8 protein-coding genes and 1 tRNA gene are annotated in these 12,001 nt (G+C 38.5%); all 9 read right to left on the reverse strand.

The features are described 5' to 3' along the window. Positions 1-44: 44 nt before the first annotated feature. The gene (locus tag H4J73_RS14340; RefSeq protein ID WP_182177008.1) at positions 45-3,161 is read right to left on the reverse strand and encodes an efflux RND transporter permease subunit; all 3,117 of its coding nucleotides are present in this window, start codon (positions 3,159-3,161) and stop codon (positions 45-47) included. After that, on the reverse strand, positions 3,158-4,474 hold the full coding sequence (locus tag H4J73_RS14345; protein WP_182223642.1) for an efflux RND transporter periplasmic adaptor subunit: 1,317 nt from the start codon (positions 4,472-4,474) through the stop codon (positions 3,158-3,160). The genes H4J73_RS14340 and H4J73_RS14345 overlap by 4 nt, the downstream gene beginning before the upstream one ends. Before the next feature lie 2 nt (positions 4,475-4,476). Continuing rightward, entirely contained in the window at positions 4,477-5,901 is a 1,425-nt protein-coding gene (locus H4J73_RS14350) for a TolC family protein (protein WP_182177010.1), read from the reverse strand. Between the two features lie 262 nt (positions 5,902-6,163). Beyond that, positions 6,164-6,239: transfer RNA gene (locus tag H4J73_RS14355), tRNA-Phe, on the reverse strand. A gap of 251 nt (positions 6,240-6,490) precedes the next feature. After that, positions 6,491-7,756 (reverse strand): inorganic phosphate transporter, encoded by a 1,266-nt coding sequence (locus H4J73_RS14360; RefSeq protein WP_182177011.1) that lies wholly within the window; start codon positions 7,754-7,756, stop codon positions 6,491-6,493. A gap of 9 nt (positions 7,757-7,765) precedes the next feature. Continuing rightward, positions 7,766-8,446, reverse strand: coding sequence for a TIGR00153 family protein (locus tag H4J73_RS14365; RefSeq protein WP_182177012.1), 681 nt, complete (start codon positions 8,444-8,446; stop codon positions 7,766-7,768). Positions 8,447-8,624: 178 nt separating this feature from the next. After that, positions 8,625-9,326: a phosphate signaling complex protein PhoU gene (gene phoU / locus H4J73_RS14370; RefSeq protein ID WP_182177013.1), complete on the reverse strand. Its 702-nt coding sequence runs from the start codon at positions 9,324-9,326 to the stop codon at positions 8,625-8,627. A 49-nt stretch (positions 9,327-9,375) separates the two neighbouring features. Continuing rightward, on the reverse strand, positions 9,376-10,197 hold the full coding sequence (gene pstB / locus H4J73_RS14375; protein WP_182177014.1) for a phosphate ABC transporter ATP-binding protein PstB: 822 nt from the start codon (positions 10,195-10,197) through the stop codon (positions 9,376-9,378). A 150-nt stretch (positions 10,198-10,347) separates the two neighbouring features. Next, a complete protein-coding gene (pstA, locus tag H4J73_RS14380) occupies positions 10,348-11,985 on the reverse strand; it encodes a phosphate ABC transporter permease PstA (RefSeq protein ID WP_182177015.1) in 1,638 nt (545 codons plus the stop codon). Positions 11,986-12,001 lie beyond the last annotated feature (16 nt).

Raw genomic sequence — 12,001 nt, forward strand, 5'->3', positions numbered from 1 at the left:
TTTTAACTGGGTTTTTTATTATTTACTCTTGGATGAATTAAAAACTAAGCTTGCTCTAAAGTTTGATGAGTGGGTTTCACACCTATTAATTCCTTTAGTCGCTCAACAATTAAGTAGTTCACTGGCACTAAAATCAATGTAATAAAAGTCGCAAACAAGATACCAAAACCAAGAGAAATAGCCATTGGAATAAGAAACTGTGCTTGTGTTGATTGCTCAAAAAGTAACGGCATTAAGCCAATAAAAGTGGTTAAGCTCGTTAACATCACCGGACGAAAACGCGAAGCCCCCGCGGTAAGCACCGACTCCATCAGTTTTATCCCCTCTGATCGCTTTTTATTAATAAAGTCAACTAACACTAGAGAGTCATTTACCACAACACCAATGAGTGCCAACATCCCCAGCAAACTCATAATAGTTAACTCCATACCCATTATCCAATGACCTATTACCGCGCCTATCATGCCAAAAGGAATAACACTCATAACAATAAGGGGCTGTATGTAAGATTTAAATGGAATAGCCAGTAAGGCATAAATAATGAAGAAAACAAAGAGTAATGCCCAAGCTAACGAACCAAAAGATTCACGTTGCTCTTTCGCTTCTCCTTCTAGAGAATGACTGACACCAGGATATTGTAGCAGCAGTTCATCTAAGTAGGTTTTAAGATCAGCCTGTAATATTGTCATGTTGGTATTCTCTTTTTCAACATCAGCACTAACACTAGCGGTTCTGTAACGATCAATTCTAGAAATAGTTGAAGGACTCTTTCCTGGAATTAACCTAGCCACATGTGCCAGAGGCACCGAACCACCATTGGGGGTGCCAACAAGAATACTTTCTAAATCAGCGGTCGTTCTTCGTTCATTTAATGGTAGTCGCACCATTACACGTACATCGTCTCTACCTCTTTGAATACGCTGAACTTGTGATCCAAAAAAAGAACGGCGTACTTCATTAGAGATACTCACTCTGGTTAGCCCCAAAGCTTTGCCTTGCTCAGTTAACTCAATTTGTAGCTCTTGCTTACCATCTGACAAGCTATCTTCTATATCAAAAACGGTTGGATATGTTGCTAAACGCACCTTAACTTTATCAGTAATTTCTTTAAGTGAGTCTAATGAACTTGCTTTCAATTGCACTTGAATAGGATTGGATGACCGACCTATTTCAGCTCTAAAAGTCATACTTTCAGCCCCAGGAATTGGCCCAATCATTTCCCGCCACTCCCGCACTAATTGCGCAGAGCCAATAGATGAGTGCCTAGACTCTGGCGGTGTTATTTCAAAGCGCACACTTCCTTGATTTGTCGTACCACCTCGACCACCAGTCGTGGCTAAAATATTAATGATGATGCTTTCATTAGTTTCTTCATCAATATATTTAGCACGTAACACTTCTGCTTTTTCGGTCATTTTTAAGATATGTTTATTGGTTACCTCAAATGGCGAGCCCGCGGGTAAAGTTAATGACGCACGTACAGTTTCACTGGGGATTCTTGGGAAGAAAATAAATTTAGTCCAGCCACTCATGACCAAGGTAATAATGATTAAGAAAACCCCGACAAAACCAAAAAACGTAGCCGTTTTAAAATTAATCGCTTTTTGTAATAACGGCTGATAATAACGTAATATTGTACTTTCAAAGCCATCGGCAAAACGTTGTTGAAATTGACTAAATTTAGATGTTTTTGTTTTTTGACTACGTAACTTTAAATGCTTTAAATGCGACGGTAAAACAAATTTTGATTCTATTAAGGAAAACAATAATACCGGAATAACAATGACAGGAATTTGTGCAAACAATGCGCCTCGTGCACCTTCAATAAACGCGAGAGGCAAAAATGCAGCAACGGTGGTTAATACCCCAAAAGTGACTGGAGTTGCCACTTCTTGTGTGCCTCTAATAGCCGCTTCTTCACCTGAGCTAGCTGTTTTTAAATGGGTATAAATATTTTCTCCGGTGACAATGGCGTCATCCACCACAATACCGAGTACTAAAATAAAGCCAAACAAACTCATCACATTAAGCGTAATACCAAAAAATGGCATCGCGATAAAAGCGCCCATAAACGAAATAGGAATACCAAGAAATACCCAAAACGCGATCGATGGGCGTAAAAATAAGCTCAATAATGCGAGGACTAAAATGCCCCCTTGCAGCGCACTTGTTGTTAGCGTGGAAATACGATTTTTCACCACTTGGGAATCATCATCCCAATAGCTAAGTTCCACACCTACAGGCACGTTACCTTGTTGTTCATCAATATAGTTTTTTACTGCATCAGCAACATCGATAGCACTTTGTGGGCCAATACGGTAAATATCAATAAAGGCTGCTTGTTTGCCATTAAACCTTGTTCTTACCGGAGTTTCTTCAAAAGCGTCGGTGATCAATGCAATGTCAGACAAGCGTAAAATAGAACCGTCAGTGTGGGTCTTTATTGCTATCTCAGCAAACTCATCTTTACGATAGGCTTGGCCTTTGGACAACAATAAAATATCACCACCTTGTGTTCTTAAATTACCTGCAGAAACGTCAGTGCTAGCATTATTAATTGCAGCTGATACTTGGGCGATAGTTAAGTTATATTGTTGTAATTTGTCTTGCGGAATTTCAATAGAAATTTCGTAATTACGTACACCACTCAGTTCAGCCTGGGTAATTGAAGGTACTTTTAACAGCTCGTCACGTACTTTTTCTGCGTACTCTCGTGTTTCTTTTTCGCCATATATACTCGCGACACTTACCGAAATAACTTCCCGCTTTCGCGTAGCTAGAGAAACAACAGGCTTTTCAGCCTCTGCTGGGAAAGTGTTAATAGAGTCGACTCGGCTTTTAATGTCAGCCAATACTTCTCGTGCATCATAACCGCTATCAACTTCAATATTAACAGAAGATGCCCCCTCAGAAGAGCGACTAGATATTTCTTTAATGCCCTCTAAGTCTTGTATAGCCTCCTCAATACGAATAGAGATACTTTTTTCTACATCTTCGGGTGTCGCGCCACGTAATGAAACGTTTACGTTAATACGATCAGAGGCAAATGAGGGAAAAACCTCTACGGGTATCCTTACGGAAAGACTAAACAAACCTAAAATCAATATGGTTATTAATAATAGATTCGCCGCTACGTGATTTCGAGCAAACCATGCAATCATTGTGATTCATCCTTTGCTTGTTTAGCTGCTTTACGTTTCTCTTGTTTTTCTGCTTTACGTTTCGCTATTTTATCTTGTTTTTTTGAACCTTGTTTATTACCTTGGCTTGACACACTGCCTTCAATGGCAACAGGCGTTCCTGAACTTACTTGACCTAACGACGTTAGCACCAACTCGTCACCAGCAACGAGCCCAGACTCAACAATTGACTGTTTACCATTTTGCCAACCGAGAGTAACTTCTTTACGCATCAACAAGCCCTTTTCTACCGTATAGACATAACTGCCTTGATAAATAGCACTGCTAGGTATAACCAACGAATGACTTAATGCTTTACCTTCAATTTCAGCGGTAACATATTGGCCTATTTTTATCAGTGATCCATCAGAAGTTTTTGCGTCATAGGGGCGATTAATTTGTGCAACGACATAAAGTTGCTGCGACTGCTCATCAATAGCACTTTCTGTGCGAATAATTTTACCATTCCACGATTGATGTCCAATTAGGTCAGAGGTTAATTTTACGTCATTTTTACGGCCCTGTTCGCCAATATCACGATACACTTCAGGTAAGTTCATCAGGGCAAGATCTTTATTTTGAATCGGGAGTCTAATTTCTACATAATCGACAGCAAAAATGGTTGCAAGTTGACTATTGCTTGAGACAACTTGACCAATACCAACTTGTTTTTTTAGAATTCGCCCAGCATAAGGGGCAACGATTGCCGTACGCTCGAGTGATAACCTTGCTTTATCTAATTGTGCTTGAGCAGAAAGCATTTTTGCTTTTGCAGATTCAAGCTGCGGCTGTCTTAGCACAAGCACATTAGCCGTTTTACCATTTCCTAAACGTTGCCAGTCGGCTTGAGCTTGTTGCACTCGAGCTTTTTCTTCAAGTAAGACTTGGTTGGCAGACAAAAGGTTTGCTTGAGAGACTTTAACTTCCGACAGGTAATCTCTATCATCAAGTTGAACTAATACATCGCCTTTTTCAAAAAATCCACCATCACGAAATTGCTCACTTACCTGGGTAATTTGCCCTGAAACTTGTGAAAAAAGTATACTTTCAGTACGAGGTTTTACCGTACCAAAACTTTCTACCATCACTTGATAACTTTCTGGTACTAAAATTTTTGTTTCAACGGTCATCTGGGGTGCTTTCGAGGGTTTAAAGCGTTTTGATTGTGGCGGATTATTAAAAATCAAAGTAACTAACAGCAGTGTCACACCAATAATTGCAGCTAAGAGTATCAGTTTTTTCTTTCTACTTGGTTTTTGAACTGTTGCATGATTTAGAGAAGAATGTGAAGACATAATTATTTAGCCTTTGTATAAGTAGTAGTGACAGTTTTTTCAGACACAGTGAAGTCGCCACCGAGTGCTAAGTGAAGCTGTATTCGATTGGCAATTAAGCGATTTTTAATTTTGATCAGTGTAGTTTGTGCGTCAAACGAACGCGTTTGAGCATCAAGTACCGTGGTATAATTGACTAGACCACTTTGATATTGTTCAAAAGAAAGTGTAGCGGCAACCTTGGCATTTTCTTGTGCTGCCAACATACTTTGATAACTATGCTTTAAGCTTTTCTCTTGTGTTATGGCGTTTTCAACGTCAGTAAAAGCACTATATAAATGATCAAGGTATTGCTGTTCGTTTTGTTTTAGCGATAAACGTGCTTTCTCTTCATTAGCCGCTAAGCGACCTGCATTAAACAACGGGGCAGAAATATTACCAAGTAATGACCAAGCTAACGATGAACCTGAGAGTAAATCATCAATATCAGTTCCACTGTCCCCTAGCGATGCTGTTAAACTCAAACTTGGAAAACGCTGCTTATGTGCATAAGCAAGGCCGGCATCTTTAGCAAGAAGCTGATACCAGCTTGCTATTAACTCAGGTTTTCTGCTGATAAGTTCTGATGGAAGTCCTAGCGGAATATCTGAAGTTAATAGCGGTAAATCAGCATCAACTCGTAGCTTTCCTGCGGGGTAATCACCGACTAAACGCTCAAGTTGTCTCACTAACTGCTTTTTTGTAGATTTTTGTTCTGAAACACGAGTTAGCTCATTGTTTAATTCATTACGAGTTAAGTAAACATCGAGCGCCTCTCCTAGCCCGCTGTTGTAACCTGACTCAATAATATCTAAATTTTGTTGTGAATTGTTAACTCGGCTTTCATACAAGGATAATAGTTTTTCAGCTTCTACCACTGCAAACCAAGTGGTTACTACATTAACAACCAATTGCTGCTTACTTTGCTCAAAACGTGACTGCTCAGCCATAAAAGTTAAGTTAGCTTGCTGGTCAGCTGCAGAAAGCTTCCCCCATAAATCAAGCTCATAAGTCAAATTCAAATTAACCGAACTTGAATTAGCGTAACTATCATTGTTATTATTTTTATTTCGACCTGAACGCAAAGATAAATCAAGGGACGGCCACAACGAACTACCCGAAATAATCAGTTGCTGCTTTTGTATTTCAACATCATACGCTTGAATGCTTAATTGATGATTAGAGGCGAGTGCAGATTTCACTAGCTGGTGAACTTGTGGACTATCTAATTGATATAACCAATTGTCTTCAACAGGTAACTTTTCATTACTTTGCTGCCAAGTTGTTGGTAAGTTGATATTTTTAATATTTTCATCAAGTTCTGAAGTACTAGAGCAAGCTAACAACAGACTTGTTGTTAGGCCAACAATAATACCTTGTTTGACATTCGTTCTCAGACGATTTTCCATAAAATATGAAACCACTACTGCTATTTTTAATGGCTTAATTGTATTCAATAATGATAAAAAATAGTAATGACTTTACAAAAGTTTACTTTCAGTAAAAGTGTTGCGATGAATAGCAGATATTAAAAGGTGAGTGGTAATTTGTTACGCTATTAACTTAGTGGGTGCAGTAAAGAAAATAAACGTAGATATTGAATTCACTTAACATAAAACGAAAAAAGCCCACAATCACTTGTGGGCTTTTTAGTCTCAATAAAGAGAAATATGGTGCCTTGACCCGGAATCGAACCAGGGACACGAGGATTTTCAATCCTCTGCTCTACCGACTGAGCTATCAAGGCAATTTGAATTTCTGGCGAATTTCTGGCGAATTTCAAAGAAGCGTCATAATATAGGGTAATCATCTTTCAGGCAAGCATTACCTAACCACTTTTAAATTATATTACTCTCTAACCAAGCAGTTAATCATTTCGCTATTTTTTAAAATATTATCAATAAACAAACGACTGTACGTAAATTTTTTATTTTAGTATTTAACGCCCATAAAAAAACCAGCATCTCTGCTGGTTTCTTAAATTAACATCGTTAAATGCTAGGTGAAAATTGCGACCATTCCCCAGAAGAAAACAATCGATAAACCAGCACCTACTGGCAAAGTAATGACCCACGAAACAACAATATTACGTACTACGGTTAAGTTAATTGCTGCAATACCACGCGCCATACCTACACCTAAAACAGCACCTACTAATGTTTGTGTGGTTGAGATAGGTAAGCCTGTACCTGAAGCAATAACAACCGTACAAGCAGCCGCTAACTCTGCCGCAAAACCACGACTAGGTGTTAAATGCGTAATACCGTTACCAATGGTTGCAATAACCTTATGACCAAACAAAGCCAGACCCGCAACAATACCAAAACCACCCAGTGGTAATATCCACCATGCAATAGCAGATTTAGCCGCAATTTCGCCGTCATTACCGACAATACTAACAACAGCAGCTAGTGGACCAATAGCATTAGCTACATCGTTTGAGCCATGAGCAAATGCCATTGCACAAGCAGTAACAATCATTAGAAGTGCAAATACTTTTTCTACGTTAGCATAATGCGTCTTCTTTGCTGCATTCTCATCAAATTTTAAACGGTTGATAAAAAGCTTGCCAATAAACGCAACTAAAACAGCAACGATAATAGCGTATATATAACCTTCAACTGAGCCTATATCTAAACCTAAATGCTTTAAACCTTTCTTAATAGTGACTAAAGCAAGTACGAAACCCGCTAAAAACATGTAAAAAGGTACCCAACGTTTAGCTTGTATCAAAGGATTTTCTGTATCAAAAATTAATTTTTGTGCGCTGTTAAAAATAAGAAACGCGATAATACCAGAAATAAGCGGTGTTACGATCCAACTACCCACAATGCCAAGTACTTTGCCCCATTCAACTGCATCAGGACTTACACCAACAGCAGCAAAACCAACAATAGCACCAACAATTGAATGTGTAGTAGATACCGGCCATCCTAAAATAGAAGCAATGAGTAGCCAAGTAGCCGCGGCAAACAAGGCGGAGATCATACCAAAGACAAGTAATTCAGGGCTGTCAACGAAGTAAGCAGCGTCAATAATACCTTTACGAATCGTTGAAGTAACTTCACCACCCGCTAAATAAGCACCGGCAAATTCAAAAACCATTGCAATAAGAATCGCCTGTTTAATCGTTAGCGCTTTAGAGCCAACTGATGTACCCATCGCGTTAGCGACATCGTTTGCGCCAATGCCCCACGCCATAAAAAAGCCAACTACGCCAGCCATAATGACCAACATTGGGCCATGTGTTAATATAATATCCATGAATAACCTTTATTTTCTAGCGAGTAAAATTTCTAATCGGGCACCAACACGCTCGGCTAAATCAGCTAAATCACCTATCCATTCAATAATTTGATATAGAAACATTACATCAATTGGATTTAAGTCATTTTCAATAGCCAACAAGTCGCTACGCAATTTAATTTGCATACCGTCAGTATCATCTTCTATTTCATCTAATTGATTGATCATTTTTTCAACCAATGCTACTTCTCGACCACGAAATCCAGTTTCTAATAAATCGTCTAATTCATTAATAGCGTCAGCTGCTTTTTCGGCTGCGTCTATGTTTCTAGCTACATAAGTCACAAAAGATGCTTGTAGTGTTTCAGGTATAACAAGTTTGCGCCCTAAAATACGTCCGGCAATATCTTTTGCTTTGTTAGCTATTTTATCTTGTTGGGAAAGTAATTCTAATAAGTCTGCTCGGTCAACCGGCATAAACAAGCCGCCCGGTAATTCTAAACGGATTTGTCGTTTTAGGGTGTCAGCGTCACGTTCATATTTTGAAATTTTACTGCGAAGCTTTCCTGCTGTAGACCAATCTTGTGCAGCACAAGCAGCAAAAAAAGGAGTGAGTTGATTACAACACTTAGTGACCAATCGAATGTGTTTTTCTAATGGTTTAATAGGTGACTTTGCAAAGACACCTAGTATAGAATTTGTAGCCATAATTTATTCCCAGAGCCAAATTGCTCTTTGTTATTATTCGTCGCGGATATTAACCCATTTAACACGATCTTCAAGCGTTTTATGACAATACCTATACTTTTAGATAGATATACCTATCATTTGTTAAAACAGTATAGGTATATATAAAGTTATTTAAACGTAGCGGCTTTTTATAAATTTACAAAGATTTAATATCTTCAGCCGTTGTGTGACGCACATCTTTGCCTTTAACGAAATAAATGATGTATTCGCAAATGTTTTGACAGCGATCTCCAATGCGTTCTAAAGCTCGGGCTGACCATATAACACTCATTATTTGTGGAATTGAACGTGGGTCTTCCATCATATAAGTCATTAATTGACGCATTAACGCTTCATACTCACGGTCAATTTTCTCATCATTGCCATGTGTTTTAACCGCAGAATCTACATCCATTCGAGTAAAGGCATCTAAGGTCGCTTGCAAAAACTCTAAAACTTTACGCCCTAAATTGTCCAAATTAAGTAACAGCGCTTTTTGCTCTCCAGAGAAACTCTCTAAAGCAACTCGAGCAATTTTTTGTGCTTCGTCGCCGATACGCTCTAAATCTGCAATTGTTTTTACAACTGCCATAATCAAACGTAAATCACCTGCGGCTGGCTGGCGTTTAGCAATAATGCGCGTACATTCATCGTCAATACTAACTTCTAAGGCATTAATTTTGTAATCGTTCGCTAAAACATTTTTAGCCAGTGCTTCATCTGCATTATAAACAGCAGTCAGTGAATCACTTAATTGCTTTTCAACTAAGCCACCCATGTGCATGACATGGTTAATGACATTTTCTAAATCTTCATTAAATTGGCCTGAGATATGACGACCAAGATTGATGTTATCCATTATTTTTCCTTATACTTCTACAATAAAAGTAGCATATTAATCGTCTGTATTAACCGTAACGGCCAGTAATATAATCTTCAGTTTTCTTTTTCGCGGGTGTAGTAAACAGCGTATTCGTATCGCTGTATTCAATTAAGTCACCCATGTACATAAAAGCGGTTTGATCTGAAACACGTGCTGCTTGTTGCATATTATGCGTAACAATCACCACGGTGAACTGCTTTTTCAAATCGTTAATCAATTCTTCAATCGTTAAGGTTGAAATAGGATCGAGTGCAGAGGTAGGTTCATCGAGTAACAATACTTCGGGCTTAATCGCAATCGCGCGAGCAATCACTAAACGTTGCTGTTGACCACCAGAAAGTCCTAAAGCACTGTCGTGCAAACGGTCTTTTACTTCATTCCATAATGCAGCACTGCGTAATGCTTTTTCTGCAGCTTCATCTAGAACACGTCGATTATTTTCACCCATAATGCGCAAACCATAAACAACATTTTCATAAATACTTTTAGGGAATGGATTAGGCCGCTGAAATACCATACCCACTTGGCGACGTAACGCTGCAACATCAACTTGTTTACCATAGATATTTTCGCCATGAAGATTAATTTCACCTTCAATCTTACAAATATCAACCAAGTCATTCATGCGGTTAATACAACGTAAAAGTGTCGACTTACCACAACCACTAGGGCCGATAAATGCAGTAACTTGTCCTTTAGGAATAGACATACTGATATTTTGTAGTGCTTGTTTTTCACCATAATAAAGGTTCAAATTCTTAATTTCTAGTGCCACTTGCTCTGGCGATAAGTTATTGAGATCAAGTTTAACTTTTGGGTCTAATGTTCTTGGCGTGACTGAAATCATAATATTCTCTTTCAATGCTTAAATTTTGTTCGTTACGGTTAAAGTGTTCATTATTTAATATTTTTTCCTATTGAAATAAAAGGAAAGTGTCACCCTAATTAAGCCTAATTAAGCCTAATTAAGCCTAATAATCAGGGTGAACGATAAAAATTAATGCTCTAACATGCGATATTTCTCTCTTAAGCGGTTGCGTATAGTAACCGCTGTCATATTCAGTGAAACAATGATGGTCACCAATAAAAATGCAGTAGCAAACACTAATGGACGTGCCGCTTCCACATTAGGGCTTTGGAAACCGACATCATAAATATGAAAACCTAAATGCATAAACTTACGATCTAAATGTAAGTATGGAAAGTTACCATCAAGCGGTAAATTAGGTGCCATTTTCACGACACCAACCAACATCAATGGTGCAACTTCTCCGGCTGCACGCGCAATCGCTAAAATAATACCTGTCATGATCGCAGGGCTGGCAATAGGGAGAATAATACGCCATAACGTTTCAGCCTTTGTCGCGCCTAAGGCTAACGAGCCATGACGCATTGCAGATGGAATTCGAGATAAACCTTCTTCAGTGGATACAATGACCACGGGTAATGTTAATATCGCTAATGTTAATGCAGACCACATAACCCCTGGTGTACCAAAGGTTGGGCTAGGTAAAGTTTCAGCGTAAAATAATTGATCTAAACTGCCACCCACCATATAAACGAAGAAGCCTAAACCAAATACACCATAAACAATTGACGGTACACCCGCTAAGTTAATTACCGCTATACGAAGTAATTTCGTTAGCGCATTCTTTCCAGCATATTCATGCAAATAAATAGCGGCAACCACTCCAAGGGGAGCAACAACAACCGTCATCAATAAAACCATTAATACAGTACCGAATATAGCAGGAAATACACCACCTTCCGTATTAGCTTCTCGAGGGTCATCAACTAAAAAACTGCCAATTTGCTGAATAAATACTGATGCACGACCAAAAACAGATAATTTATTGTTATAAGTTACTTTGAGTATTTCTTCAAAATTTATCTCTATAACTTCGCCACCCATAGCACGAACCACTAATTGGTCACGAGATACTTTGTCACGAATAGCCATTAACTTAGTTTCTAATACTTGATAATCAGCGTTATAACGAGCAACTTCGTCATCAATTTCTTGTTCACGTTCTAGTGTTAATGTTTCATCAAGTATGTGTTTACGCTTTTTCAAACGCAAACGCTCTATTTGATAATTAATAGCGCCGATATCAGCTTTTTGTAATTCTTCCATTTCTTCTTGAAAGTCATCAACACGCTCAACCAACTCAGCCATTTTTTCAATACTTTCAGGCTTACCGTCTAAAATAATTCCTTCAATGTAGCCATAAAAATTACCATTGGTACGACGTTCAACCACCACTAACTCTTCCGGTTTCGACGTTTTGTTAATCAATGGTATTAATAACCAACGAAAATCTAAACTGACTAATTCACGGTTACCCGTTTTAACCAAGATACGTTCAATGGTCTCTTTATTTGGATCTAAACCTAAATTTAAATGCGACAACTGTTTAGTAGGAAGGCTCTCTCGATCGTATATCTCGCCGATAACTGTAACTGCCTGTCCTTGTTCATTTACCGTCTCAAATTGATAAATGTCTGCAGGCCAAAAGTACGATAATCCGCGTGAAGCAATTAACCACAATAAACCTAGAACTGAAATTAAACTGATACTTACTCCGCCAGCAGATAACCACACCCACGGAGAACCAGATTTAAACCAACTATTCATAAACTCAGTTCCTTAA

This window comes from Colwellia sp. MB3u-41 (genome assembly GCF_014076845.1).
Lineage (GTDB): Bacteria > Pseudomonadota > Gammaproteobacteria > Enterobacterales > Alteromonadaceae > Colwellia_A.

Coding starts and splice junctions, on each gene's coding strand:
- H4J73_RS14340 (WP_182177008.1), bottom strand. CDS start 3,161: ATGATTGCATGGTTTGCTCGAAATCACGTAGCGGCGAATCTATTATTA.
- H4J73_RS14345 (WP_182223642.1), bottom strand. CDS start 4,474: ATGTCTTCACATTCTTCTCTAAATCATGCAACAGTTCAAAAACCAAGT.
- H4J73_RS14350 (WP_182177010.1), bottom strand. CDS start 5,901: ATGGAAAATCGTCTGAGAACGAATGTCAAACAAGGTATTATTGTTGGC.
- H4J73_RS14360 (WP_182177011.1), bottom strand. CDS start 7,756: ATGGATATTATATTAACACATGGCCCAATGTTGGTCATTATGGCTGGC.
- H4J73_RS14365 (WP_182177012.1), bottom strand. CDS start 8,446: ATGGCTACAAATTCTATACTAGGTGTCTTTGCAAAGTCACCTATTAAA.
- phoU (WP_182177013.1), bottom strand. CDS start 9,326: ATGGATAACATCAATCTTGGTCGTCATATCTCAGGCCAATTTAATGAA.
- pstB (WP_182177014.1), bottom strand. CDS start 10,197: ATGATTTCAGTCACGCCAAGAACATTAGACCCAAAAGTTAAACTTGAT.
- pstA (WP_182177015.1), bottom strand. CDS start 11,985: ATGAATAGTTGGTTTAAATCTGGTTCTCCGTGGGTGTGGTTATCTGCT.